The sequence below is a fragment of the Methylobacterium sp. Leaf117 genome (assembly GCF_001422985.1).
GTDB lineage: Bacteria > Pseudomonadota > Alphaproteobacteria > Rhizobiales > Beijerinckiaceae > Methylobacterium.
In genome coordinates, this window is sequence record NZ_LMNL01000001.1 from 77,990 (window position 1) to 103,330 (window position 25,341).

Sequence of the window (25,341 nt, forward strand, 5' to 3'; positions counted from 1 at the left end):
CGCAACGAGGCCGTGGTCTCCGGGACACCCGACATGCCGATGAGATCGCAGCTGCGAAAGCCGACATCATGAGGACGCCCGTTCGGGTCTTTGCCGCCCTGGCCACCGCCATCGCCGTCGGGGTGGCGGTGATGGCGCATGATCGCCAGATCGGGGCCGAGTGGGCCGTCTCCCGCGAGCAGATCGCCGATGCCCAGGCCTACGGCAAGCCGGGCGTCGAGATCGCGCCGGGGCGGATGGTGACCGAGCCGCTGCCGAGCGAGGCGGCGGGACGCCTGCCGTTGAAGTGGATCCTGCTCGGCCTCGCGGCCGGAGGGGCGGTTCTGGCCGGCACGGGGCGACGTCGGCCGCGCTGAGCGGTCTGAATGGGTGGCGCCCCGCGATCGGTGCCGGGCCGACGCAGGTGTCAGCCCGCCATGGTCGCGAGGCTGGAGGCGTCGCGGCCGACGACGGAGGCGAGGCTCGTCGCGTGGTCGGCCTTGAGATGGGCGACGAGGCCGCGCTTGATCTCGGGGATGAGCCCCGGCCCGGCATAGACGAGGCTCGAATAGAGTTGCACCAGGCTGGCGCCCGCCCGGATCTTGGTCCAGGCGGTCTCGGCGGAGTCGATGCCGCCGACGCCGATCAGGGGCAGGCTCGCGCCGACCCGCAGGTAGGTCTCGGCCAGAAGGCGGGTCGACGCGGCGAAAAGCGGCCGGCCCGACAAACCGCCCGTCTCCCGGGCGAGGGCGGTGTCCCGCAGGCTCTCGGGGCGAGCGATCGTGGTGTTCGATACCACCAGGCCCGATACGCCGCGCCGCTGCGCCGTGGCGGTCATGGCGTCGAGGCTCGCCAGCGTGATGTCGGGGGCGATCTTGAGCAGGATGGCGGTGGCCGGATGGACGGCGTCGCGGGCATCGACGACCCGGGCCAGAAGCTCGTCCAGGAAGGCCTCGCCCTGAAGATCGCGCAGGCCCGGCGTGTTCGGCGACGAGACGTTGACGGTGACGAAGTCGACCAGCGGCGCCAGGGCGCGGGTGCAGGTCACGTAATCGGCGAGGCGGTTGGTCGAGTCCTTGTTGGCGCCGATGTTGACGCCGATGCGGCCGGGCCGTCCCTGGCGGGCGGCGAGGCGCGCGCGCACCACGTCGAGCCCCTCGCTGTTCAGGCCGTAGCGGTTGATGACCGCGCCGTCCCGCGTCAGCCGGAAGACGCGCGGGCGGGGATTGCCCGGCTGCGCCTTCGGAACGACGCCGCCGACCTCGACGAACCCGAAGCCGAGACCGAGCAGCGCATCCGGCACCTCGGCCCCCTTGTCGAACCCCGCCGCGAGACCGACTGGATTCGGAAAACGTCGGCCCAGAACCTCGATTTCGAGGCGCGGATCGTCGGCCCTCGGGTCGAGAACCGGCAGGGCGGACAGGCCACGCAATGTGAGATTGTGCGCGGTCTCGGCGTCGAGCCGGTGCAGGAGTGGTTTCGCCAGCGGAAACAGCGCGCCAATCATGCCCGTGCGCCCGAATTCACCGCCTGGGAACTCAGATCGCCCGGGAAGACGTGCCGGCCATCGGCACTGAGCGGCAGGTCGACCACGAAGCGGACCGCGCCGAGATCGAGGGGTCCGTACAGATGCGGGAACAAGTCGCCCCCTCGCGAAGGTTCGTATCGCAGGGCGTCGCCCAGGGCTTCGGCGTCGACGGCCACGAGCAGGAGGTCGTCGACGCCGGCGAAGTGGCGCGCGGCGGTCTCGATCACCTGAGCGGCAGTGGAAAAATGGATGTAGCCATCGGCCAGGTCGATCGGAGCCCCCTCGAAGCGGCCCGCCGCTTCGGCCCGGCGCCAGAGATCCCGTGGAGAGAGCTTGTAGACGATCGACATGCCCGCTCCCTAACGGGTTTCCGGGAGGCGATCAAACCACGTTCCGGGCCGCGAAACCGCAACCTCACCGACCAAGTTAACCGGATGGGTTGTCAGGGTTATCGGGCGCGGACATCCGGCCGCATTTGCATTGCTCACGAGATTGCTATCTAAACGAATTAGTTCTACTTTCCTATCACTAGGCTGGACGTCTTAGCCGTAGCACGCGTTGAGCTTTCGATGCTGTCTCATGAACAGATCTGGACCGCGATCGACCGCTTGGCGGAACGTCACGGATTCTCCGCATCTGGTCTGGCGCGGCGGGCCGGCCTCGACGCAACGAGCTTCAACCGGTCGAAGCGCATCGGACCCGACGGGCGAAAGCGCTGGCCCTCCACCGAATCGGTCTCGAAGGTCCTGTCCGCCACCGGCGCCAGCCTCGATGAATTCCTGAGGCTGATCGAGGTGCGGGAGGGGCCGGCGCGCACCATGATCCCCCTCGTGGGCATGACGCAGGCGGGGGCGGGGCGTCTGTTCACCGACGAGGGCATGCCGACCGGCGGTCCCGGCTGGGAGGAGATCGAGTTTCCCGACCTCGGCGACGACCGCGCCTTCGCCCTGGAGGTGCAGGGCGACTCGATGGCGCCGCTCTACCGCGACGGCGACGTGCTCATCGTGTCACCCACCGCCGGCGTGCGCAAGGGCGACCGCGTCGTGGTGCGCCTCGCCGCCGGCGAGGTCCTGGCCAAGGAGCTGAAGCGCAAGACGGCGCGGACCATCGAGCTGGCCTCCCTCAATCCCGATCATGAGGACCGGGTGGTGAATGTGAGCGATATCGCCTGGATCGGCCGGGTGATGTGGGTGCGGCAGTAGCCCGACCACCCGCGGCTTTGCCGCCCCTGCCGTTACGGCTATGCCTGTCGGCCACAGGGGCCGCGTGCCTCGCAGCGGCGGACAGGCCATGGCATCGCCCCGAACGGACGAGCATGCGGCGGTCGAAGAGACGGCCGGCGAGGGCGCGATCGAGGCCGGGATCGCGGCTTGCGTGGCCGCTTCGGCGGTGCCGACCGCTCTCCTGGCCTCTGAGGAAGCCGGCGGCCGCATCGTCGCCGCCAACCGAGCCCTCCACGCACTCGCCCAACGCGCATCGGACGCGCCCCTCGATGGCGACCTGCGGGCGCTCCTCGGCTTCGATGCGGACCGGTCGGCGGCGACCCCCCTCGACCCTGTTTTGTCCGATCGCTGCCCGGACGGCGTCGAGGTGCTGGTCCGCCCCGCCGGGGGCGCGGCCTTCTGGGCTGAGGTCTTCGTCGTGCCCATCCCCGGAACTCCGTATCGTCTCGCTCAGATCATCGACGTGACCCGCCGGCGCGACGCCGAGGGTGCGTTGGCGCTCTCACGTCAGCGCGAGGCGCTGGGACTGCTCACCAACAGCGTGGCCCACGAGTTCAACAACTTCCTGCAGATTCTCATCGGCTACATCGATGGCCTGAAACGTCGCCTCGGGGACCGGGAGGAGCCCTTCATCCAGCGGGCGATCCTGCGCTCGACCGATGCCGCCGAGCGCGCCACGATCCTCACCCGCCAGCTGCTGGCGTTCTCGCGCCGCATCGCCCCGGATGTCCGCCCCGTGGACCTGAACCGCCTGATCGAAGTGTTCGGCGCCCGCATCGGCCCGACGCTGCCCACGCGCATCACCCTGGAGATCCGCACCATTCCGGGTCTCGCGTGCGGCCTGAGCAATCCGAACCAGATCGAACTGGCGCTCAGCCATATCGTCGCCAATGCCTGCGAGGCGATGCCCGCCGCGGGCCGCATCACCGTGGCGACCTTCTCGGTTCCGCCCGGGGATCGGGCGCTCCAGCGTCCGGGCGACGGCGCGGTCGGGATCACGGTGACCGACGAGGGGCAGGGCATGTCGCCCGAGATGGCGGCCCGGGCGCTTGCCCCCTTCGTCACCAGCCGCGAGGCCGGCCGCGGCACGGGGCTGGCGATCGTGCATGGCCTGGTCAAGCGCCAGAACGGCACGGTGACGATCGACTCGAAGCCCGGGGAGGGCGCCACGGTCCGGATGGTCTTCCCCGCTGCCCTCTAAGCACGCTCAGGGCGGAGCGAGCGGACATCTCCGTTGGAATTCCCGAAGATCAACGGACTAAAACTCCGGCGCGAACGTCACCATATCAGGAGCGGCGTTCGCGCCGAGACTTCCGTGATGTTCATCAGAGGCGTTTTCATGCTCACCTCCACCACTCGCCGTAAGCGCGCGGCGTCCATCCTCGCGCTCGCCGCGACGCTGGCGCTCGCTGCGCCGGTCGTCGAGGCGCGTCCCGGAAGCGGCAGCAGCGGTGGCATGGGCTCGCGCGGGTCGCGCACCTACGCACCCCCGTCGGCGACCACCACGGCTCCCGGCGCTCCGGCTCCGATCCAGCGTTCGCAGACCCAGCCCGGTCCCGCCATGGGCAATCCCGGGATGAACACCGCCGCGCAGCCCGGCCGGCGCTTCGGCGGCGGCTTCATGGCCGGCCTGCTCGGCGCGGGCCTGCTCGGCGCACTCCTGGGCGGCGGCTTCTTCGGGGGCCTCGGCGGCATCGCCTCGTTCCTCGGTTTGATCCTGCAGGTCGGCCTCGTGGTCCTGCTCGTCTCCTTCGCGGTACGCTGGTTCCGCCGGCGCCAGGGCCAGCCCGCCGCCGCCGGCCACGCCCGCCAGAATCTCGACGGCGGCGGCATGAACCCCGGCCCGATACCGGGCGGTTCTCTGGGTGGTGGTCCTCTGGGTGGCGGCTACGGCAACGCCCAGCGCGGTCCCGCTCCGGTCCAGCCGGTTCAGGCGCGTCCGGTCCAGATCGGACCGGGCGATTTCGAGAGCTTCGAGATCAACCTCAACGACGTGCAGGCCGCCTATGGGCGTGAGGATGTGGCCGCACTCCGCAACCTCGCCACCCCGGAAATGGCCGGCTACTTCATCGAGGAACTGCGGGCCAACGAGGCGCGCGGCGTCGTCAACCGGATCTCCGACGTCAAGCTCCTCCAGGGTGACCTGTCCGAGAGCTGGGGCGAGGGCAATGCCGAGTACGCCACGGTGGCGATGCGCTACGCCATCAAGGACGTGACCTTCGACCGCAAGACGCAGCGGGTCGTCGAGACTGGCGAGCCCGAGGCGGTGGAGCTGTGGACCTTCGTGCGCGAGCGCGGCGGCCGCTGGATCCTCTCGGCGATCCAGCAGGGTCGCTGAAGCGACCGGCTTCGAAAGCGAGCCTGTGAACGAAAGGCCCGCGCGCGGAGACATCCGCGCAGGGGCCTTTCGCGTTTCGGAAGGCGGTGATCAGGTCGGCCTGTAGGCCTGCGCCATCGCCACGAAGGCCGAGACCGGAACCTCCTCGGCCCGTGCGGTCTCGGGAATGCCGGCCGCGTCCAGCAGCCGGGCCGGATCGGGAACTGCCGCCTTCAGACTCTGGCGCAGCATCTTGCGGCGCTGCCCGAAGGCCGCCCGGGTGATCGCCTCGAGAGCCTGGACCGAGCAGGGCAGGGGCGCGCGCCGGGGCGTGAGCCGCACGACCGACGACGTCACCTTCGGCGGCGGCACGAAGGCCGACGGCGCCACGTCGAACAGGATGTGCGCCTCCGTCCGCCAGCCGCAGAGGACACCGAGGCGGCCGTAATTGGCGCGGTCGTTCTCGTCCGCCACGATGCGTTCGGCGACTTCGCGTTGGAACATCAGCGTCAGGGAATTCCACCAGGGCGGCCAGGCCGCACCGGCGAGCCAGCCCACCAGTAGGGGCGTGCCGATATTGTAAGGCAGGTTGGCAACGATCCGCGCCGGCCCGGACCCGATCAGCGGCACCGGGTCGAAGGCGAGGGCATCGGCATCGACCACGTCGAGGCGACCGGGATAATGGGCGGCGATCTCGGCCAGCGCCGGAAGCGCACGGGGATCGCGCTCGATGGCGATGACCCGGGCGGCCCCCTCTGCCAGGAGCGCCCGGGTGAGGCCGCCGGGACCGGGGCCGATCTCGACCACGGTGACGCCGTCGAGCGGCCCGGCCGAGCGGGCGATGCGCCCGGTCAGGTTGAGGTCGAACAGGAAGTTCTGGCCGAGCGCCTTCTTCGGCTCGAGGCCGTGCTTGCGCACCACCTCCCGCAGGGGCGGCAGGCCGTCGCTGCTGGTGCTTCCGTCCTCGCTCACGAGCCGGCCTTCACGAGGCGCGCGGCAAGCTGCAGGGCCGCCATCAGGCTGTCGGGCCGCGCGATGCCCTTGCCGGCGATGTCGAAGGCGGTGCCGTGGTCCGGCGAGGTGCGGATGAACGGCAGGCCCAGGGTGACGTTGACGCCCTCGTCGAACGCGAGGGTCTTGATCGGGATGAGGGCCTGGTCGTGGGTCGGCGTCAGCGCGACATCGTAATTCGCCCGCGCCCGCGCGTGGAACAGGGTGTCGGCCGGAAGAGGCCCCCGGATGTCGATGCCCTCGGCCTGCAGCTGAAGCACCGCCGGCTCCAGCACATCGCGGTCTTCGGTGCCCATGGTGGCGTTCTCCCCCGCATGCGGGTTGAGCCCCGATAGAACGAGACGGGGCCGGGCAAGGCCGAAGCGCCGGCGCAGGTCGTGATCGACGATGCGGGCGGTGCGCATCACGAGGTCCTGCGTCAGCAGCTCCGGCACCCGCCGGAGGGCGACGTGGATGGTGACCGGCACCACCGCCAGGGTCTCGCTCCACAGCATCATCACGGGCAGCGGCGGGGTCTCGCCGGGGGGCACCGCGCAGGCGGCCAGGAACTCGGTATGGCCCGGATGCGCGAAGCCGACCTGGGTCAGGACGTATTTGGCGATCGGATTGGTGACGAGGGCGGTGGCGGCCCCGGAGCGGACGAGCTCTACCGCCGTGATGATCGATTCCAGAATCGCGCCGGCATTGGCGGCATCGGGGCGTCCGGCCTCGGCGTGGACGGCCCTGCCGCTCGGCAGGGCCATCACCGGCAAGGCGCGGCCGAACACTTCCGTGGCGAGATCCGGTCCCACATCGGCGATCGGCACCTGCAGGTTCAGCTCGCTCGCCCGCCGCTCGATGAAGGCGGGATCGCCGACGAGGAAGAACGGCGGCAGCCCCGCCCCGGCGTCGCGCAGGCGCCAAGCCATCAGGGCGATTTCAGGGCCGATCCCGGCGGGGTCTCCGAGCGTGAGGGCGATGGGCCCATGCAGGCTGCTCATCGCGATACGCTCCGGGTTCGGACGGCTGTCCGCCTCAACGGACCGTCGAGATGCCATCGGCCGTGATGGCCGTATTCAGGTTCTGGCGGAAATCCGCCTCGCCGAGCGTCTTCAGCTCCAGCCGCAGCAGCACCGTCCGGTTGCGCTCGCTGGTGCCGAGGGAGGCGGCGACCGGCGAGACGATGTAGTTGACCGAGATGGTGGTGCACTCGTCCTGGTAGCCCCCGCCGATGCTCATGCCCGACAGGTAGGCGCGGCCGGGATTCCGATAGACCGGCGCGTCCCCGACCGGGTTGGCAAGGTAGGACGCATAGGCTGTCTGGAAGTTGTCGCGCACGTCGAGATAGTGCGACAGGTCGACCAGGGCCGAGCCGGTGACGAACCAGTTTGGCGTGACGTGGTAGGTGGCCGAGGCGGTCACGCCCTCGCGCCGATTGGCAAAGCCGAGGGCCGGCTGGGCCCGGTAGTAGGAATAGAACGCCGAGAGGTCGATCGGCGCGAACGGCGCCAGTCGGGCGATCACGCCGGTCTCGACCCGGTTCACGCCGAGGTCGGCGTGATCGAAGCGCCCGCGCGTGATGAAGGTGATGTTCTGGTTCGGCGAGAGCTGGAACCGGCCGACGAAATCGGAGGCCCGGCTGTCGAGGCCGGAATCGAGGCCCACATTGGCGATGTCGCCGCGGCGGAACGAGTTGACGCCAGCGATCTGGATCGACTCGCCGAACATCACGTTCGCGTACCAGCCGGCCGGGGTCACGACGGAGTATTGCGCGCCGAGATTGGTGCGGACACCCCCTTCGACCCGGTCGTAGCCCGAGAACTTGTCCCACTCGAACAACGAGGTGTCGTCGAAGATCAGGCTCTGGGCGTCTTCGTTGGGCAGACGGCCGATCCGGGTCTCGCTCGGGCGGGCGATGACCTGGGCGATCGGCTCAAGGGTGTGGACGCCGAGGGGGCCGAAATTGCTGACGAACGGATAGCGGTAATCGAGGCCGACCGCCGGCAGGACCCGGCCGGAAAAGTCCGAATCCTGCGTCGCGATGTTCGTCGACAGGGCGTTCTGGTAGCCCGAATTGCGCGGATCGACGAAGAACGCGTCGGTGCGCAGGTAGGCGAAGGGCGTGAAGACCTGGCCGACATCGTCGATGAAGCTGCGGCGCCAGGAGAGCTGGGCCGACCCGCGGGTGTTGGTTCCGGCAAGGCCCCGGATGACGCACTGGCCGCGCGAGAACGACGTGCAGGTCTCGTAGAGGTAGTAGGTCCGGCCGTTGATGGTCGGAGTCTGCAGGTAGGCGGTCGGCGTTCCGATGGCCTGGAAGTCGGTCGCCTGCCGGTTCAGGCTGGTGATATTGGCCTCGAAGCGGACCTCGCCGCCGAGGAAGCCCGGCCCGTTGATGCGCTTGTCGTAATCGATCACCGGCGCGACGAAGGGCTGCTCCTTCTGCCAGTCGAAGCTCGACAGGCCCTTGAAGTAGTAGCCCCGCGCCTCGAACCACGAGCGGTCGCCCTGACCGATCAGGTAGGCGGTCGACACCGCCTCACGGAAGTAATCCGTCGTGATGCTCTGGTTGCGGATGCGGTAATTGTCGAGGAACCACTTGTCGGTGACGCCGACGATGTCCCAGCCCGTACGCCAGCGGTCGTTGATGTAGAACTGGCCCTTGGTCTCCACCGAGCCGCGGAAGTCACGATCTCCGGCGCCGAGCGGTCCGGGCAGGAAGGCGCTCGGCGTGGTCTGGAAGATGCCGGACAGGCGCAGGTTGTACGAGCCGGATTCCAGCCGATGCCGGAACTCGGCCTGACCGAGTACGCCCTGGTTGCTCAGGAAGGCGGGTGAGAGCGTGAGATCGTAGTTCGGCGCCAGATTGACGAAGAACGGCGTCGCGAGTCCGGAGCCGAGCGCCGTGGAGGTGAGGAAGCGTGGCGTCAGGAAGCCGGTCTTGCGCTTCACCGTCGGGTCGGCGGTCTCGAAATACGGCAGATAGGCGATCGGGATGCCGCCGATCTCGAGGGTCGATTCCTCGAAGGCGACGGTGTGGGTCTCGTTGTTGTGAACGATCTTGGTGGCGCGGATCTGCCAGAGCGGCGGCGTTTCCGGGTTGTTCTTGCACGGCTCGCAGGCGGTGTAGGTGCCGTATTCGAAGCTGGTGCTGTCGCCCTCGATCCGCTCGGCGCGGGGCGCCGAGAACCGGGTCCGCACGGTCTGGCCGTTCAGCTCGACGTTCTGCTGCACCCGCAGCGCATCGATGAAGCCGTTCCGGAAATCGTCGGTCAGCTCCATCTTGGCGCCGGTGACGACGTCGCCCGAGGCTTCGGTGAGGCGCACGTTGCCCTCGGCGAAGACCCGGCTGGCCTTGCGATCGTAGATGACCCGGTCGGCCTGCAAGACGCGCGGGCCGTAATGCAGCTCGGCATTGCCGCGCGCCGTCACGGTGTTGCGGTCGTTGTCGTAGATCAGCTCGGCGGCCTCCACGAGGAGGCGTTCGACGGGTTTGCCGGATTCGACTCTGTTGGATTCGGGTTTTCCCGCGGCGGTTTTCGGCGCGGCCTGCGCGCGGGCCGACCCTCCGAGCGGCGCGGGTGCGACGACGGTGAGCAGTGCCACGAACCCCGTGGCCAACGCGATGTCGGCGACCTTACGCAACGCCAGTCCCAACTCCTGCCAAGGCCCCTGACCCATCCCCATCGCCGAGTCCGACATCAGCCGTCCTCCTGATAGAGAAGCGTGAGCGTACCGAGGAGACTCCCTACCACGGCCGGGAACCAGGCCGCCACAGCCGGCGTCACGATTCCCGAGGCACCGAGGCCTTCCAGCACCTGTCGGGCGACGTACAGCACGAACCCCGCCGCGACGCCGCCCAGCACCAGCTTTCCCACACCACCAAAGCGGAAGAACCTTAAGGAAACGCTGGCCGCCACCAGCACCATGGCCAAGAACAGGACAGGTCTCGCGAGCAGCACATCGTATTGAAGACGGTAGCGGGTGGCATCGAGGCCCGCTCGTTCGGAGCGTGCGATGGTTTCGGGCAGTTGCCAGAAAGGCACGGATTCCGGCGGCGTGAAGCGCTGGCGCACCTGGGACGGCACCAGGGTCGAGGCGATCAGGTAGGTGTCGTAGGTCTCGGCCGGCTGGCCTTGCGCCATCACGCGGGCCTGGCTCAGCTCCCAGTAGCCATCATGCAGGCTGGCCCGCGCCGCCTCGATCTGCGCGGTGAACACGCCCGCCTCGTCGAAGGTGAAGACCGAGACCCCCGCGAGGGCGGTGGTGCCCTCCACCGCCGTATCGGCCCGGATGATCGCCTGCCCGTCGAGGCTGCGCTGGCGGATCCACAGGTCCTTGCCGGAATTGGCCTTGCTGGAGCGGGCGAAGATCTTCGCCTCGATTTCGGTGGAGCGCTGCTTCATCAGCGCCGAGACCGGATTGTAGACGCCCACCGCGAAGACCCCGATGGCGAGCGCCACGAACACGCCGGGCTGGAGGAACTGCCAGGCGGAGATGCCGGCCGCCCGCGCCACCACGAGTTCGAGCTTGCGCGAGAGCTGGAGCAGCGCGGCCATGGACCCGAACAGGATGGCGAAGGGCAGCACGCCCTCGGCCACGGCGGGGGTGCGGTAGAGCGAGAGCTGCGCCATCAGGCCTGGGGATGCACCCTCGGCGTCGCCGGCGCGCCGCAGCAGCTCGACGAAGTCGAGGGTGTAGACCAGCGTGAAGACCGTGAGGAACACCCCCAGGATCGTGCGCACGAAGCGCATGGCGAAGTAGCGGCCGAGGGTGGCGCCGATCAGGATGGACATGCGCGCCTCAGCTCACCCCGAGTCGGGGACGCCGTCCCAGGAGGCGGCCTGCGAACCGGCCCAGGGCCCGTCTCGTCCGCGCGTTCCAGTCCCGCACGGCGGCGCCCTGGAAGATCAGCAGCGCCGAGACGAGGATGGCCAGGAGGGGCACGGTGTAGACCGCGATCACGGCGCCCTGGCTGCGCGCGGCGGCGCTCGACGCGGCAAAGCCGCCGATGCGCACGACCACCACGGCGATCACCGCAGCCGCGACCGCGAGGCCGCGCCCCTGACGCGTGGTGCGCGGATCGCCCAGTGCCGCGAAGGCGATGAAGGTCAGGGCCAGCGGGTAGAGCCAAGACGAGAGCCGGTCGTGTAGTTCCGCCCGAAAGCGCCCCTTCTGCTGATTGTAGTAGGTCTCGCCGGTGTCGGGGAACAGCAGCTGCGCGGTGGCGCGCTCGCGAGGCTTGTAGACCAGCTCCGCATCGGGCGGAGTGAAGGCCGCGAGATCGACGGTGTAGCGCTCGAAGGTGATGATCGAGGCGTCGCGGGAGTCCTTCTGCTGCCGGTGGATGCTGCCCTTCTCCAAGGCGAGATAGCTCTGACCGCCATATTCGAGCGCCTGGCCGCGCTCGGCGAGATAGACCACCGACTTGCCGGCTTCCCGCTTGTCCTGGATGAACAGGCCGAGCAGGGCGCCGCCGGGTCCGCGCTCGCGGAAATGGAAGGTGATGCCGCTGTCGAGGCTGGTGAACTGCCCTTCCTTGACCACGTTGGCGATGAAGTCCCCCCGCACGCGGGTCAGCACGTCACGCAGCTCCTGGAAGGAGGACGGCATGACCTGGATCGTCAGGAAGGCCACCGCGAGGCTGACGGCGAGACCGAGGCTGAGGAACGGACGCAGGATCTGTCGCGGCCGCATCCCGGCGGCCGACATCACGATCAGCTCGGAATCACCGTTCAGCTTGTTCAGGGTGTGGACGACGGCGATGAACAGGGCGACCGGGGCGATGACGGTGATCAGGGTCGGCAGCGACAGCCCGGTAATCAGGAAGAAGATGACCAGCGTCTGGCCCTTCGCGGTAATCAGGTCGAGTTCGCGCAGGGCCTGCGTCACCCAGATCGTGCCCGTGAGGCCGACGAGGCAGGCCAGGAACGCCCCGAGCGCGAGTCTGAAGATGTAGCGCTCGATCTGCGGCATCGAATCTCGTGGATCGGGTTCTCGTGAGTCAGGTTCCGGTGGATCGACCCTCATGGACCGATCTCGCCTCACCCGGCGGGATTCCACCCGCGCGTTTCGACCTGTCCCGCCCCCCGACCGGCCAGCCCGATCCGGGCGCGCCAATTCGGGCGCTTTCACGGCCGTCCGGTCGCGTTGCGTTCTCTGCCTCAACGGGTACACAGAAGCCTTGGGAGGGGCACGTCGAAGCCCGTGTTCCTCCGCACATCCTGCGCGCATCACTTCGAACGCGCCTCTCGTTCGAGCCCAATCCTTCGGAAAGCTAGCGTCATGGCGGACGGAATTTCGATCACGTTCGGGCCTCTCGGCTCGGTGGGCCGGGGCGACGTCGTCCTCTTCGTCGGCGACGATCTCGCCCTGGCACCGTCCGTGGCCCAGGCCATCGGCGGCGGGGTCGCCGATCTCGTCGCGCGCGCAGCCGCCAGCGAGCGCTTCAAAGGCAAGTCCCTGTCGGCCCTGGCGCTACCGGCTCCCGCCGGCCTCGATGCCGACCGCCTCGTGGTGATCGGCCTCGGCTCGGAGAAGGATCGCGCCAAGATCGATTGGACCGCGCTCGGCGGCTACACCGCCAGCAAGGTCGCGGGTCGGAGCGCCCACGCCGCCCTGATCCTCGCCGGCCTCGACGTCTCGGCCGAGAATGCCGCCGATTTCGCCCTCGGCGCCCGTCTGCGGCACTACAGCTTCGATCGCTACAAGACCAAGAAGAAGCCCGAGGGCGATGACGCGAAGGGCACGTCCCTGACCCTGATGGTGGCGGATGTGGCCGCCGCTGAAGCGGCCGCCCAGGTGTCCGAGGCGGTCGCGGACGGCGTCGTCCTGGCCCGCGAACTCATCAACGAGCCGCCGAACGTCCTGTTTCCGGAGGAGTTCGCCCGTCGCGCCGAGGCGCTGACCGACCTCGGCGTCGAGGTCGAGGTGCTTGGCCCCGGCAAGCTCGAAGCGCTCGGCATGGGCGCTCTGCTGGCGGTGGCCCAGGGTTCCGCCCGGGAGGCCCGCGTCGTGGTGATGCGCTGGAACGGGGCGGATGACGCGTCGGACGCGCCGATCGCCTTCATCGGCAAGGGCGTCTGCTTCGATTCCGGCGGTGTCTCGATCAAGTCCGCCGGCGGCATGGAGGACATGAAGGGCGACATGGGCGGCGCAGCCTGCGTCGTGGGCACGATGCATGCGCTGGCGCGCCGCAAGGCGCGGGTCAACGTGGTGGGCGCCATCGGCATCGTCGAGAACATGCCGGACGGCAATGCCATGCGCCCGAGCGACATCGTCACTTCGATGTCGGGCCAGACCATCGAGATCATCAACACCGATGCGGAGGGACGTCTCGTCCTCGCCGACGTACTGTGGCACATCCAGAGCGCCTACAAGCCGAAGTTCATGATCGATCTCGCCACCCTGACGGGCGCCATCATCGTGGCCCTCGGCCAGGATATCGCCGGCTTGTTCTCGAACGACGATGCCCTCTCGGCTAAGATCACCGCCGCCGGCGAAGCAACGGGCGAGGCCGTGTGGCGGATGCCGCTGATCCCGGCCTACGACAAGGCGATCGATTCCAAGTTCGCCGACATGAAGAACTCCGGCGGTCGCCACGGCGGCGCCGCCACGGCGGCCTCGTTCCTGAAGCGCTACGTCAACGACGTGCCGTGGGCCCATCTCGACATCGCCGGCGTGGCGATGTCGTCCTCGCCGAGCGAGATCAACCGGAGCTGGGGCGCGGGCTGGGGCGTGCGTCTGCTCGACCGCCTGGTGCGCGACAACTACGAGGCCTGAGCCGCGTGTGGGCGGCCGTCATCCCGCTGGCGGCCGCGCTCCTGGCGATCGGGGTCGCCTTCGCCACGGGATTCGACCAGCGGACGGTTCTGCCGCCCGAGCTGGAGGCGCGGTTCTACGGCTTCTTCCTCGATCGCTACCCGCTCTTCACCGTGGCGATCGTGTATGGGCTGGCGCGCCTCGGCCTGCGCATCCTGCGACCCGGCCAGGCCGGCTGGCCGCGTCGGCTGATCGGCGGAACCCTCGCGTTCACGGTTTTCCTGGCGGTCTGCCTCCATCCGACCTTCGGCGGCGTCACCCTGCGCCTCGCGTTTGCCAGCGGCGGCACCGCCTTCCTCACGCAGCAGGCGATGCCCGCCGCCTATGCCCTCGGCTCGGCACTCGCCGCGATGGTCTTCGCCACGGCCCTGGCTATCGGTGCGTTGCTGATCGGAAACGCGCCGGCACGCCCCCGGACCTGGCTGCGCGCCGGCCTCGCGATCGTTCTGCGCTATCTCGCGCTGTGGTTCGCCCTCGCGGTGCTCGGCCTGGCCCATGCGGCGGGCTTCGGGAACTGGCCGCGCCGAGCCATGACAGGGGAGGATGCCGTGTTAGCCGCCGCCCTGGCCTGCATCGCCTTCCTACCGCACCTTAGCTGCGTGCGACTGACGACCCGGCGGGATCGTTCCCAGCCTGCACAAGCCGCCGCTTGATCCCGAAGCCGGGATGGCCGAGGATAGTTTAGATGTGAACTAAGGACGCAGGAAGCTGCCGAGTCGCATCGCAGGGAGGAAACACATGTTCGAGTCCCGAAGCGCCGGGCGGCCGTGGCTGTCGGCGTACGCGCCGGGTATTCCGGCGGAACTCGATATCCCCCGTCTCGGAACGCTGGTCGACCTGTTCGAAGAGTGCATGACGCAAACCGCGTCGCGTCCGGCGCTCGAGAGCTTCGGAACCCGCATCTCCTACGCGGCGCTCGGAGACACAGCCGAAGCCGTGGCGGCCTGGCTCGCCGATCAGGGCCTCGTCAAGGGCGACCGCGTCGCGATCATGATGCCCAACGTCATGGCCTATCCGGCGACGATCTTCGGCGCGCTGCTCGCTGGCTGCACCGTCGTCAACGTCAATCCGCTCTACACGCCCCGCGAATTGACGGCGCAGCTGAACGATTCGGGCGCCCGTATCCTCTTCGTCCTGGAAAACTTCGCCCACACGGTGGTGCAGGCCCTGCCGGATCTCAGCCTCGACCGGGTGGTCGTTGCCGGCCCCGGCGACGGCCTCGGTCTCAAGGGTCGGCTGATCACCCTGGCGTCGCGGCACATCAAGAAGGCGGTGCCGGCCTACCGCTTCCCCGCTGGTCTCGCGCTCCGCTTCGATGCGGTGATCAATGCCGGGACCGGCAAGCCCAAGATCCGCGCCGATATCGGGCCGAACGACCTGGCCTTCCTACAGTACACGGGTGGCACCACCGGCATCGCCAAGGCGGCGATGCTGACCCACCGCAACATCATGGCCAACGTCGAACAGAGCCGAGCCTGGTTCCGCGTCTCGGCCGAGTACGGCGAGGGCAAGGTGATGGTCACGGCGCTGCCGCTGTACCACATCTTCGCGCTCACCTGCTGCTTCTTCTTCTTCATGAAGATCGGTGCCTGCTGTCTGCTGATCCTCAACCCGCGCGACGCGGACGGCTTCATCAAGACGCTGAAGAGTACGCGCTTCACCCACTTCTCCGGCGTGAACACCCTGTTCAATCTCCTGATCAATCACCCCAGAATTACCGAGGTCGACTTTTCGAAGCTCGATTTCGTCATCGCCGGCGGCATGGCGGTTCAGGCCACCGTCGCCCAGAAGTGGAAGGCGATCACCGGCCAGGCGATCGTCGAGGGCTACGGCCTGTCCGAGACGTCGCCGGTGGTCTGCGTCAACCCGCTCGACCTTCCGGAATGGAGCGGGACGATCGGCTATCCGCTACCTTCGACGGATGTGGCGGTCCGGGGTCTGGATGGCCGCGACGTCGGCATGGGCCACCCGGGCGAACTCTGCGTCCGCGGACCCCAGGTCATGGCCGGCTACTGGAAGCGCCCGGACGAGACCGCGCGCGCGACGACGCCGGACGGCTACTTCCGAACCGGCGACGTGGCGGTGCTCCAGGAGGACGGACAAGTCCGGATCGTCGACCGGATGAAGGACATGATCCTGGTCTCAGGTTTCAACGTCTATCCGAACGAGATCGAGGATGTGCTCGCGAGCCATCCGGCGGTGCGCGAATGCGCCGTGGTCGGCGCACTCAGCGACGACACCGGCGAGATGGTGGTCGCCCACGTGGTGCGCCGCGACCCGGCCATCACCACCGAGGCGCTGAGGACCTACGCGCGCACGCAGCTCACCGGCTATAAGGTGCCGCGGCAGGTGGTCTTCCACGACGCCCTGCCCAAGACCAACGTCGGCAAGGTGCTGCGGCGGGCACTCCGCGACGAACCGCCCACGGCGTAACCTGCGCGTCCGCGTAACCTCCCGCGGTCCACCATCGAAGAAGTAACTTCGAAGGAGTGACATCGGGACAGCTTGCCGGTCGGTCGGCGCCGCACGATGTCTCGTCTCGACAGTCGTGACGCAGGGGTCACGGCACGCGGATCAGGGCAACACGCCGGCGCATCTCCGGATGTGCCGCACGGGAGGGATCGACATGCTGATCAAGCGCACGCGGGCATGGGAGATGCCCGAACATCTGGCGACGCCGGAGAGCGTTTTTCTCGATCGCCGCAGCCTGCTCGGCGGTGCCGCCGGCCTCGCCGCCGCATCGCTGGTCGGCATCGCGCGGGCCGAGGCCGCGGCCGATCCCACCGCCGACCTCTATCCGGCCAAGCGCAACGAGGCCTATACCCTCGACCGCGCCCTGACGCCCGAGAAGTACAGCGCGGACTACAACAACTTCTATGAGTACGGCACCTCGAAATCGGTCCTGCCGGCGGCCAATGCGCTGAAGACCCGGCCCTGGACCGTCGCCATCGACGGACTCGTCGAGAAGCCGATGACGCTGGGCATCGACGACCTGATCCGGAAAATGCCCTTGGAGGAGCGCCTGTATCGCCACCGCTGCGTCGAGGCGTGGTCGATGTCGGTGCCCTGGACCGGGTTCCCGCTTTCGAAGCTGTTGGCCCTGGCCAAGCCCAGCGCCGGGGCCAAGTACATCCAGATGCAGACCTTCCTCGACCGGTCCATGGCGCCGGGCCAGAAGTCGTTCCTGTATCCGTGGCCCTATACGGAAGGGCTGACCCTGGAGGAGGCCGGCAACGATCTCGCCTTCGTCGCCACCGGCGTCTACGGCAAGCCGCTCGCCAACCAGTTCGGCGCTCCGATCCGGCTCGTGGTGCCTTGGAAGTACGGCTTCAAGTCGGTGAAATCGATCACCAAGATCTCGTTCGTGGCCGAGCGGCCGAAGACCTTCTGGGAAGGGCTGCAATCGGCCGAGTACGGTTTCTGGGCGAACGTGAACCCGGCCGTGTCGCATCCGCGCTGGAGCCAGGCGACCGAGCGGGTGCTGGGCACCGACCAGCGCGTGCCGACCCTGATCTACAACGGCTACGGCGAGCAGGTCGCCGGCCTCTACAAGGGGTTGGAGAAGGAACGGCTGTTCGTCTGACCGGCGCGGCGGCGGGGCAGCCCTCTGCCCCGCCCGCGTCCGTCGATCCCTGCGGGCCTCAATAGGTCCAGCGCTGGGCCTTCGCGACGAGGAAGTCGCGGAATGCCTGGACGCGGGCGACGGTCCGCATCTCCTCGGCGTAGACGAGATAGCTCTCCATGTGGGGCATCTCGGTCTCGCGCATCACCTGAACCAGGCCTGCCTGCCCCTCCGCCGCGTAGTCCGGCAGGATGCCGATGCCGGCACCGGTTTCGATCGCGTGCTGCAGGGCGGTGATGTTGTTGACCGTGAAATGGATGGTCCGGCGCTCCTGACCCTCGCGGCCCACCGTGGCGAGCCAGTGGGTGGCCAGCAGGTAGGACGGCTCGTTGCCGCCGAACGAGACGAGCCTGTGATTGTCGAGGTCGGCGATCGTCTTCGGCTCGCCGAAGCGCTTCACGTAATCCTGCGACGCGAAGGCGTGGTAATGCACCGTGAACAGGCGTCGCTGGATCAGGTCCGGCTGGGCCGGGCGCCGCATCCGGATCGCCACGTCGGCCTCGCGCATGGCGAGGTCGAGTTCCTCGTTGGTGAGGATGAGTTCGACCCGGACATCCGGGTAGAGGTCGAGGAATTCCGCCACCCTTTGGGCGAGCCACGCGGTGCCGAGGCCGACCGTGGTGGTGACCTTGAGGTCGCCGGTCGGGCGCTCGCTGGTCTCGACGAGGCGCGCCTTGGTGTTTTCCAGGCGCAGCTTCATGTCGCGCGCTGCCCGGAACAGGAGATCGCCCTGTTCGGTGAGGATCAGGCCCCGGGCGTGGCGATGGAACAGCGGCGCCTTCAATTCGCGCTCCAGGGCGCTGATCTGGCGGCTCACGGCCGACTGGCTCAAGCCGATGTCGTCGCCCGCCCGCGTGAAGCTGCCGGCTTCCGCCACATTGAGGAAGATGCGGATCTTATCCCAGTCCAAGGCGTCCACTCCCGTACGCAACCCGACGCCGGCTGATCATGCCTCCCCGATCCGCGCCGATTGGCGATCCGGATATCCATGACAGGCCCGAGCGACCGACATCTCCCGATGCGTGCCGGACACGCGGAACGGGGCGACCTCAGTCATGCGGGTGACGCCGACGGCGCATGCCGTCAGCGCTTAGGTTAGGGGGACGACCTTGCGATTGTCTTGATGCCGCACGCAAGACGCCCGGAGCCTTCGTCCGCCGAAATCTTCCTATTCTGCGGCCGCTTGCTGCGGTGTTTCGCCGACATCGAGGGCCGCGAGGTACTTCTCGGCGTCGAGCGCAGCCATGCACCCCATGCCGGCGGCGGTGATCGCCTGGCGATAGACGTCGTCGGTCACGTCGCCGGCGGCATAGACACCGGGGATCGCCGTGTGGGTCGTGCCCGGCGCGGTATCGATGTAGCCGCCGTCGCGCATGGCGAGTTGGCCCTCGAAGACCCCCGTCGCCGGCTGGTGGCCGATGGCGATGAACACGCCGTCGGTCGTGCGCTCGGTGATCTCCCCGGTGCGGGTATCCTTGAGGCGGACATGGGTCACCGAGGGCGGCTTCTCGCTGCCGCAGATCTCCTCGATGGCGTGGTGCCACACTATCTCGACGTTGGGGTGCTTGAACAGGCGCTCCTGCAGGATGCGCTCGGCCCGGAACTCGCCCCGGCGGTGCACGACGATGACCTTGGACGCGAGGTTGGCGAGGTAGAGCGCCTCCTCGACGGCGGTGTTGCCGCCGCCGACCACCACGACCTCCTTGCCGCGAAAGAAGAAGCCGTCGCAGGTGGCGCAGGCGGAGACGCCGAAGCCCTGGAACTTGGCTTCCGACGGTAGACCGAGCCACTTCGCCTGAGCGCCGGTGGCGATAATCAGCGCATCGGCCGAATAGGTTTCGCCCGAATCCGCCTCCAACTGGAAGGGACGGACCTCGAGGTCGACCTTGGTGATGTACTCGGACACGATCCGGGTGCCGACATGCTCGGCCTGGAGCCGCATCTGCTCCATCAGCCAGGGACCCTGGATGGCCTCGGCGAAGCCCGGATAGTTCTCGACGTCGGTGGTGATCATGAGCTGGCCGCCGGGCTGGAAGCCGGAGATCATCAGCGGCTCGACCATGGCGCGGGCGGCATAGATCGCGGCGCTGTAGCCGGCGGGCCCGGAGCCGATGATGATGAGTTTGGAATGGGTGTGCGCCATCGCTCTCGTCTCCTTCAGGCCCATCGCGCGCGGTGGTCGGCATAGGCCTTGGCCATCGCCTGCGCGATGACGGGGGTCGCATCCAGGGGTGTGTAGTGCAATGCCTCCAGGCGACCGACGAAGGGCTTCAGGGCCCCTGCCATCGCCAGGCCCGCGAAGAGCCGCCTGTGACGGATATAGGTCTTCGGCAGGTCGAACAGGAGGACCGGCGCGCCGGTGCTGACGGACTCGCCGACCATGTTGGCGGAATCCGAGGTGACCACGATCGCGTCGGCGATCGCCAGCATCGGAACGTAGGGGTTCGAGCTGGCGCCATCCCAGTAGAAACCACCCTTGGTGGCGACCAGGGTTCGCAACGCGTCGCGCAGGTTCTGCGGGGTGCGCCGCGACACCGTCACCATCAGGCTGCACCCGCCATCGGTCAGCTTGGTGAGATCGCGCAGGAGCCGGCGCATGTCGGCCGGACGGTAGCTCAGATGGCGGCTGTCGCCCCCGATCAGCACCGCGATGCGGGGCCAGGGCAGGGCGGCGAGGCGTGGGTCCGGATTTCTACGCGCCTCGTCCAGGCGCTCCGGGGTGACCTGATGCGGCGGCGTCAGGGTGGTGAACACGTTGGGGCCGCGCAGATCGTCGTAATCCGGCACCCAGACGAAGTTCGCGGTGTCGTGGCCCGTACGCGGATCCTTCAGGAACGCCGTGAAGGTCCGGCCCTGCGACGCCTCGCGGACGGCGCGCAGGTATGGCACGGATCGGCGACCGGAGGCGATCAGCAGATCGGGCAGGGGTCCGGCGAGGCTCCCGCGCCTGTCGCCGGGCTGGTCGCGCGGATCGACGGGTCCCCAGGGCGCCATCCAGCCGAAGGGGGGACGGGGTGAAACCCGCCGGACCTCGAAGGGGAGATCGAGGGTTTCGGCCAGTCCCACGCACTGGTTCTCGTCACCCGCCTTGCCGTCGGTGACGATCCAGGTCCGGGCCTGCGACAGGTCGGGGAGCGGCGCAGGGGCCGCGTTGGGGGAGGGCATCGCGGACGCTGCCGACATCAGGTGATCCAGGTCAATCCTTGGGCGTCGCCGGGGGCGCCTCGTCCACCTAATCCTCGGGGAGGGCGCGCCGCAGCCAGCCGGCGTAATGCGCGGCGAGAGCCGTCACCCGCCGCCGCTCGGAGGCGGGATCGTACCAGGCTCCCCCCGAACTGGCCGGGACGGCGGAGAGCTGGGGATGGCGGGCCAGAATCTCGCCCCGCCGCCCGACAAGCAGGGCCTCGCCTTCGAGGTAGTCGCTCTGGGTTCCGCCACCGAGCCGCCCACGCCCGCCATCGCCGCCCGCGTAGGGGTTGAGCGACAGGCCCGTGATCCGCACTACCAGAACCGGCCCGCGGCCGCCGAGCTGGCGGGCGAACTCCGTCCGGAGAGCGGCGAGCAGGTCATCGCGGAGATCCTCCGCCGGAACTCCGCCGCCCTTCGCGAGCAGCGGTTGCACGTCGACCCGTACGCCGGACAGGCGCTCGCCGCCGAGGCTGGGGAGGCCCGCCGCCCGGGCGAGACCCGGAAGAAGGGCGGCCCCCAGCAGGAGGACGAGGGATGCGGCCACCGCGCGAAAGGGGCCGCGCCGCATGCCCGACTCAGACGCCGTACTGGACAGCGACGACTTCGTATGACTTGCCACCGCCCGGGGTCGTCACCTCGACGGTGTCGCCGACGCCCTTGCCGATCAGCGCGCGGGCGATCGGGGAGGTGATCGAGACGAGGCCCGAGCGCACGTCCGCCTCCGGCTCGCCGACGAGCTGGTAGGTCTTCTCCTCCTCGGTGTCCTCGTCGAGGAGCTTCACGGTCGCGCCGAACTTGATCTTGGTGCCCGACAGCTTGGTGACGTCGATCACCTCGGCCCGCGAGATCATGCTCTCCAGTTCGAGGACACGGCCCTCGTTGTGGGACTGGGCCTCCTTGGCGGCATGGTATTCGGCATTCTCCGAAAGGTCGCCGAGCGCGCGCGCCTCAGCAATCGCCTGGATGATGCGCTGGCGCTCCACTTGCTGGCGGTGCTTCAACTCCTCCTCCAGCGCTGCGTAACCGCGCACCGTCATCGGAACCTTGTCTATCGTCATCGTCTCGCGCCACAATGAATAGGCCCGGCCAGGAGCACTGTGCTCCCTCCGGGCCAGAGTAAGAAAGTCCTGAACTGCAAACGACACGGCTCCCGATCAAGACGGAAGCCGCGCGTCAATTCAGGCCGCGAAGTATTCCTGCAAGGCGCGGACCTTGAGATCGCCTCCGAGATAGGCCTTGATCCCTTCGGCCGCCGCCATCGCCCCCGCAAGAGTGGTGTAGTACGGCACTTTATGCAAGAGGGCAGCGCGCCGGAGCGAGCGCGAGTCCGAGAGGGCGCCGGCGCCCTCCGTGGTGTTGAACACCAGCTGGATGTCGCCGTTCTTGATCGAGTCGACCACGTGCGGCCGGCCTTCCAGGACCTTGTTCACCCGCTCTGTCGGAACGCCCTGGTCGGCGAGGTAGCGCTGGGTGCCGCTGGTGGCGACGATGGTGAAGCCGAGTTCCGACAGGAGCCGGATGGCCGGCAGGATGCGCTCCTTGTCGGCATCGCGCACCGACACGAACACCGCGCCGCCCTTCGGCACCAGGGTGCCCGAGCCGAGCTGGCTCTTGGCGAAGGCGACGCCGAAGCTCGAATCGAGCCCGATGACCTCGCCGGTCGAGCGCATCTCCGGTCCGAGCAGCACGTCGACACCGGGGAAGCGCGCGAAGGGGAACACCGCTTCCTTGACGGCGATGTGGTCGAGCACCTTCGGCTTCAGATCGAAGCTCGCGAGCGATTCGCCGGCCATGACCCGGGCGGCGATCTTGGCGATCGGATCGCCGATCACCTTGGCGACGAACGGCACGGTGCGGGAAGCGCGCGGATTGACCTCCAGCACGTAGATCACGCCGTCCTTGATCGCGTATTGCACGTTCATCAGGCCGCCGACCTGCAGAGCCAGCGCCATCGCGCGGGTCTGGCGCTCCAGTTCCGCGATGATCTCCGGCGAAAGCGAGCGCGAGGGCAGCGAGCAGGCGGAATCGCCCGAGTGGATGCCCGCCTCCTCGATGTGCTCCATGATGCCGGCGATGAAGACATCCTTGCCGTCGCAGATCGCGTCGACGTCGATCTCGGTGGCGTCGGACAGGTAGCGATCGAACAGGAGCGGGTTCTTGCCCAGCACCGTGTTGATCTGCCCCGTCTTGTCGTTGGGGTAGCGCGCCTTCACGTCGGAGGGGATCAGGCTCGGCAGGGTATCGAGGAGGTAGTCGGCGAACTGCGCCTCGTCGCGAATGATCGCCATGGCGCGGCCGCCCAGAACGTAGCTCGGCCGCACCACGAAGGGCAGGCCGAGATCGGAGGCGATCAGCCGGCTCTGCTCCACCGAGTAGGCGATGCCGTTCTTGGGCTGCTTCATCCCGAGCTTGTCGAGGAGGCGCTTGAACTGGTCGCGGTCCTCGGCCAGATCGATGGCGTCAGGCGAGGTGCCGAGGATCGGCACACCGGCGGCCTCCAGAGCGCGGGCCAGCTTCAGCGGGGTCTGGCCGCCGAACTGGACGATGACCCCGTGCAGGGTTCCGGCCTGGCGTTCGGTCTCGATGATCTCCAGGACGTCTTCCTGGGTCAGCGGCTCGAAATAGAGGCGGTCCGAGGTGTCGTAATCGGTCGAGACCGTCTCCGGGTTGCAGTTGACCATGATGGTCTCGTACCCGGCTTCCGACAGCGCGAAGCAGGCGTGACAGCAGCAATAATCGAACTCGATGCCCTGGCCGATCCGGTTCGGACCGCCACCGAGGATGATGACCTTCTTGGCATCGGTGGGACGCGCCTCGTCCACCACCGTGCCGGCGAAGGGCGCCACATAGGTCGAGTACATGTAGGCGGTGGGCGCCTGGAACTCGGCCGCGCAGGTGTCGATGCGCTTGAACACCGGGCGTACGCCCAGCGCCCGGCGCGCCGCTCGCACGCTGTCCTCGTCGGTCTTGGCGAGCACGGCGAGGCGAGCGTCGGAGAAGCCGGCCGCCTTGAGCTGACGCAGCGCCCCGGGGGTGTTCGGGATGCCGTGCGCCTTGACCCGGTTCTCCAGGTCGATGATCGCCTGGAGCTGCTCCAGGAACCACGGATCGATCTTGCAGGAGGCATGGACCTCCTCGTGGCTCACGCCGAGGCGCAACGCTTGACCGACCTTGAGGAGGCGATCCGGCGTCGGGGTGCCAAGGGCGGCCTTGATGGCGTTGTGGTCGTCGCCCTTGCCCAGTCCCTCGATCTCGATCTCGTCGAGGCCGGTGAGGCCGGTCTCAAGGGAGCGCAGAGCCTTCTGGAGCGATTCGGCAAAGCAGCGGCCGATCGCCATGGCCTCGCCCACCGACTTCATCGCAGTGGTCAGCGTCGGCTCGGCGCCGGGGAACTTCTCGAAGGCGAAACGCGGGATCTTGGTGACGACGTAGTCGATCGACGGCTCGAACGAGGCCGGCGTCGCGCCGCCCGTGATGTCGTTGGCGATCTCGTCGAGGGTGTAGCCGACGGCGAGCTTGGCCGCGACCTTGGCGATCGGGAAGCCGGTGGCCTTCGAGGCCAGGGCGGAGGAGCGCGAGACGCGCGGGTTCATCTCGATGACGATCATCCGGCCGGTGGCCGGGTCGATGGCGAACTGCACGTTCGAGCCGCCGGTCTCCACGCCGATCTCGCGCAGCACGGCCAGGGATGCGTCGCGCATCACCTGATATTCCTTGTCCGTGAGCGTCAGGGCCGGCGCGACGGTGATGGAATCGCCGGTATGGACGCCCATCGGGTCGATGTTCTCGATGGAACAGACGATGATGCAGTTGTCGTTTCTGTCGCGAACGACCTCCATCTCGTACTCTTTCCAGCCGAGAACGCTCTCCTCGATCAGGACCTCGTTGGTCGGCGACGCGTCGATGCCGCGCTCGACGATGTCCAGGAATTCTTCCCGGTTGTAGGCGATGCCGCCGCCGGTGCCGCCCATGGTGAAGGAGGGGCGGATGATGGCCGGCAGGCCGACCTCGGCCAGCGCGATCAGCGCCTGCCCGATCGCGTGTTCACCGTAGCGCTTCCGCCGCTCCGACTCGCCCCGGTGCCAGGTCTTCTCGAAGGCGGCAAGGGCGGCAGTGCGGGCTTCGCCCTCGTTCGCGGCCTCGATGCGGGCGATCTCGGCGAGGTACTTCGCGCGGTCGGCCTTCTTCGCCGCGGAGGCGTTGGCGAGGGCGGATTTCGGCGTCTCCAGGCCGATCTTGGTCATGGCGTCGCGGAAGAGGTGACGGTCCTCGGCCTTGTCGATCGCCTCGGTGGTGGCGCCGATCATCTGGACGTCGAATTTTTCGAGCACGCCCATCTTCTTGAGGGAGAGGGCGCAGTTCAGCGCCGTCTGGCCGCCCATGGTGGGCAGCAGCGCAAAGCCGCCCGGGATGGCGTAGCGCTCCTTCTCGATGATCTTGGCGACGATCTCGGGCGTGATCGGCTCGACATAGGTCGCATCCGCCATGTCCGGGTCGGTCATGATCGTGGCCGGGTTCGAATTCACCAGCACGATCCGGTAGCCCTCCTCGCGGAGGGCCTTGCAGGCCTGGGTCCCGGAATAATCGAACTCGCAAGCCTGACCGATGACGATCGGCCCCGCACCGATGATCAGGATCGAGGAAATATCGGTGCGTTTCGGCATCGGGCGCC

General features: G+C 68.3%; 21 protein-coding genes. 8 read left to right on the forward strand and 13 right to left on the reverse strand.

The window, feature by feature from the left end; genetic code table 11:
- Nucleotides 1–68 precede the first annotated feature (68 nt).
- On the forward strand, nt 69–356 hold the full coding sequence (locus tag ASF57_RS00350) for a hypothetical protein (RefSeq protein WP_056189890.1): 288 nt from the start codon (nt 69–71) through the stop codon (nt 354–356).
- A gap of 50 nt (nt 357–406) precedes the next feature.
- On the opposite strand, the gene ASF57_RS00355 is transcribed toward ASF57_RS00350, so the two are convergent.
- On the reverse strand, nt 407–1,486 hold the full coding sequence (locus tag ASF57_RS00355; RefSeq protein WP_056478815.1) for a quinone-dependent dihydroorotate dehydrogenase: 1,080 nt from the start codon (nt 1,484–1,486) through the stop codon (nt 407–409).
- Nucleotides 1,483–1,857, reverse strand: a complete 375-nt coding sequence (locus ASF57_RS00360) for a DUF952 domain-containing protein (protein ID WP_056478818.1) — start codon at nt 1,855–1,857, stop codon at nt 1,483–1,485. Before ASF57_RS00360 ends, ASF57_RS00355 begins: the two co-directional genes overlap by 4 nt.
- A gap of 219 nt (nt 1,858–2,076) precedes the next feature.
- On the opposite strand from ASF57_RS00360, the gene ASF57_RS00365 reads away from it, so the two are divergent.
- The 3 genes from ASF57_RS00365 to ASF57_RS00375 all read left to right on the forward strand — a co-directional run bounded on the left by ASF57_RS00365 (nt 2,077) and on the right by ASF57_RS00375 (nt 5,068).
- Nucleotides 2,077–2,709, forward strand: a complete 633-nt coding sequence (locus ASF57_RS00365) for a helix-turn-helix transcriptional regulator (RefSeq protein WP_056189898.1) — start codon at nt 2,077–2,079, stop codon at nt 2,707–2,709.
- Nucleotides 2,710–2,797: 88 nt separating this feature from the next.
- The gene (locus tag ASF57_RS00370; RefSeq protein WP_056480062.1) at nt 2,798–3,931 is read left to right on the forward strand and encodes an ATP-binding protein; all 1,134 of its coding nucleotides are present in this window, start codon (nt 2,798–2,800) and stop codon (nt 3,929–3,931) included.
- Between the two features lie 138 nt (nt 3,932–4,069).
- Nucleotides 4,070–5,068 carry a TIM44-like domain-containing protein gene (locus ASF57_RS00375; RefSeq protein ID WP_056480065.1) on the forward strand — a complete coding sequence of 333 codons (999 nt, stop codon included), beginning with the start codon at nt 4,070–4,072 and terminating at the stop codon, nt 5,066–5,068.
- Nucleotides 5,069–5,158: 90 nt separating this feature from the next.
- Here ASF57_RS00375 and rsmA read toward each other — a convergent pair whose 3' ends face one another.
- From rsmA to lptF, 5 genes are read right to left on the reverse strand one after another with little or no spacing between them, the layout of a single operon-like run.
- Entirely contained in the window at nt 5,159–6,019 is an 861-nt protein-coding gene (gene rsmA, locus ASF57_RS00380; protein ID WP_056478821.1) for a 16S rRNA (adenine(1518)-N(6)/adenine(1519)-N(6))-dimethyltransferase RsmA, read from the reverse strand.
- Nucleotides 6,016–7,038 (reverse strand): 4-hydroxythreonine-4-phosphate dehydrogenase PdxA, encoded by a 1,023-nt coding sequence (gene pdxA, locus ASF57_RS00385; protein WP_056478824.1) that lies wholly within the window; start codon nt 7,036–7,038, stop codon nt 6,016–6,018. The genes rsmA and pdxA overlap by 4 nt, the downstream gene beginning before the upstream one ends.
- Nucleotides 7,039–7,072: 34 nt before the next feature.
- A complete protein-coding gene (locus ASF57_RS00390) occupies nt 7,073–9,682 on the reverse strand; it encodes an LPS-assembly protein LptD (protein WP_156375935.1) in 2,610 nt (869 codons plus the stop codon).
- 56 nt (nt 9,683–9,738) lie between these two features.
- Nucleotides 9,739–10,827, reverse strand: coding sequence for an LPS export ABC transporter permease LptG (gene lptG / locus ASF57_RS00395; protein WP_056480068.1), 1,089 nt, complete (start codon nt 10,825–10,827; stop codon nt 9,739–9,741).
- A gap of 13 nt (nt 10,828–10,840) precedes the next feature.
- The gene (lptF, locus tag ASF57_RS00400) at nt 10,841–12,013 is read right to left on the reverse strand and encodes an LPS export ABC transporter permease LptF (RefSeq protein WP_056478827.1); all 1,173 of its coding nucleotides are present in this window, start codon (nt 12,011–12,013) and stop codon (nt 10,841–10,843) included.
- Nucleotides 12,014–12,322: 309 nt separating this feature from the next.
- Between lptF and ASF57_RS00405 the strand changes: the two genes are divergently transcribed.
- From ASF57_RS00405 to msrP, 4 genes are all read left to right on the forward strand, one after another.
- Complete coding sequence (locus ASF57_RS00405; RefSeq protein WP_056478830.1) at nt 12,323–13,819, forward strand: leucyl aminopeptidase; 1,497 nt, start codon at nt 12,323–12,325, stop codon at nt 13,817–13,819.
- 5 nt (nt 13,820–13,824) lie between these two features.
- Entirely contained in the window at nt 13,825–14,511 is a 687-nt protein-coding gene (locus ASF57_RS00410) for a hypothetical protein (protein WP_056478833.1), read from the forward strand.
- Nucleotides 14,512–14,596: 85 nt separating this feature from the next.
- Nucleotides 14,597–16,291, forward strand: a complete 1,695-nt coding sequence (locus ASF57_RS00415; protein WP_056478836.1) for an AMP-binding protein — start codon at nt 14,597–14,599, stop codon at nt 16,289–16,291.
- Between the two features lie 193 nt (nt 16,292–16,484).
- A complete protein-coding gene (gene msrP / locus ASF57_RS00420; RefSeq protein WP_056480071.1) occupies nt 16,485–17,441 on the forward strand; it encodes a protein-methionine-sulfoxide reductase catalytic subunit MsrP in 957 nt (318 codons plus the stop codon).
- Between the two features lie 58 nt (nt 17,442–17,499).
- Here msrP and ASF57_RS00425 read toward each other — a convergent pair whose 3' ends face one another.
- From ASF57_RS00425 to carB, 6 genes are all read right to left on the reverse strand, one after another.
- A complete protein-coding gene (locus ASF57_RS00425) occupies nt 17,500–18,390 on the reverse strand; it encodes a LysR family transcriptional regulator (protein ID WP_056190100.1) in 891 nt (296 codons plus the stop codon).
- Between the two features lie 258 nt (nt 18,391–18,648).
- Complete coding sequence (gene trxB / locus ASF57_RS00430; RefSeq protein WP_056480074.1) at nt 18,649–19,623, reverse strand: thioredoxin-disulfide reductase; 975 nt, start codon at nt 19,621–19,623, stop codon at nt 18,649–18,651.
- A 14-nt stretch (nt 19,624–19,637) separates the two neighbouring features.
- Nucleotides 19,638–20,645 carry a mitochondrial fission ELM1 family protein gene (locus tag ASF57_RS00435; protein WP_156375936.1) on the reverse strand — a complete coding sequence of 336 codons (1,008 nt, stop codon included), beginning with the start codon at nt 20,643–20,645 and terminating at the stop codon, nt 19,638–19,640.
- 67 nt (nt 20,646–20,712) lie between these two features.
- Complete coding sequence (locus ASF57_RS00440) at nt 20,713–21,237, reverse strand: hypothetical protein (RefSeq protein WP_056189928.1); 525 nt, start codon at nt 21,235–21,237, stop codon at nt 20,713–20,715.
- Nucleotides 21,238–21,244: 7 nt separating this feature from the next.
- Nucleotides 21,245–21,721: a transcription elongation factor GreA gene (gene greA, locus ASF57_RS00445; RefSeq protein WP_200935803.1), complete on the reverse strand. Its 477-nt coding sequence runs from the start codon at nt 21,719–21,721 to the stop codon at nt 21,245–21,247.
- A gap of 126 nt (nt 21,722–21,847) precedes the next feature.
- Nucleotides 21,848–25,333 carry a carbamoyl-phosphate synthase large subunit gene (gene carB / locus ASF57_RS00450; RefSeq protein ID WP_056478842.1) on the reverse strand — a complete coding sequence of 1,162 codons (3,486 nt, stop codon included), beginning with the start codon at nt 25,331–25,333 and terminating at the stop codon, nt 21,848–21,850.
- Nucleotides 25,334–25,341 lie beyond the last annotated feature (8 nt).

Excerpts from the sequence above, each read along its gene's own strand:
- ASF57_RS00405 (WP_056478830.1), top strand. The coding sequence starts at position 12,323 with ATGGCGGACGGAATTTCGATCACGTTCGGGCCTCTCGGCTCGGTGGGC.
- ASF57_RS00350 (WP_056189890.1), top strand. The coding sequence starts at position 69 with ATGAGGACGCCCGTTCGGGTCTTTGCCGCCCTGGCCACCGCCATCGCC.
- ASF57_RS00355 (WP_056478815.1), bottom strand. The coding sequence starts at position 1,486 with ATGATTGGCGCGCTGTTTCCGCTGGCGAAACCACTCCTGCACCGGCTC.
- ASF57_RS00440 (WP_056189928.1), bottom strand. The coding sequence starts at position 21,237 with ATGCGGCGCGGCCCCTTTCGCGCGGTGGCCGCATCCCTCGTCCTCCTG.
- ASF57_RS00370 (WP_056480062.1), top strand. The coding sequence starts at position 2,798 with ATGGCATCGCCCCGAACGGACGAGCATGCGGCGGTCGAAGAGACGGCC.
- pdxA (WP_056478824.1), bottom strand. The coding sequence starts at position 7,038 with ATGAGCAGCCTGCATGGGCCCATCGCCCTCACGCTCGGAGACCCCGCC.
- msrP (WP_056480071.1), top strand. The coding sequence starts at position 16,485 with ATGCTGATCAAGCGCACGCGGGCATGGGAGATGCCCGAACATCTGGCG.
- ASF57_RS00375 (WP_056480065.1), top strand. The coding sequence starts at position 4,070 with ATGCTCACCTCCACCACTCGCCGTAAGCGCGCGGCGTCCATCCTCGCG.
- ASF57_RS00435 (WP_156375936.1), bottom strand. The coding sequence starts at position 20,645 with ATGCCCTCCCCCAACGCGGCCCCTGCGCCGCTCCCCGACCTGTCGCAG.
- trxB (WP_056480074.1), bottom strand. The coding sequence starts at position 19,623 with ATGGCGCACACCCATTCCAAACTCATCATCATCGGCTCCGGGCCCGCC.
- ASF57_RS00365 (WP_056189898.1), top strand. The coding sequence starts at position 2,077 with ATGCTGTCTCATGAACAGATCTGGACCGCGATCGACCGCTTGGCGGAA.
- ASF57_RS00415 (WP_056478836.1), top strand. The coding sequence starts at position 14,597 with ATGTTCGAGTCCCGAAGCGCCGGGCGGCCGTGGCTGTCGGCGTACGCG.
- carB (WP_056478842.1), bottom strand. The coding sequence starts at position 25,333 with ATGCCGAAACGCACCGATATTTCCTCGATCCTGATCATCGGTGCGGGG.
- ASF57_RS00360 (WP_056478818.1), bottom strand. The coding sequence starts at position 1,857 with ATGTCGATCGTCTACAAGCTCTCTCCACGGGATCTCTGGCGCCGGGCC.
- lptF (WP_056478827.1), bottom strand. The coding sequence starts at position 12,013 with ATGCCGCAGATCGAGCGCTACATCTTCAGACTCGCGCTCGGGGCGTTC.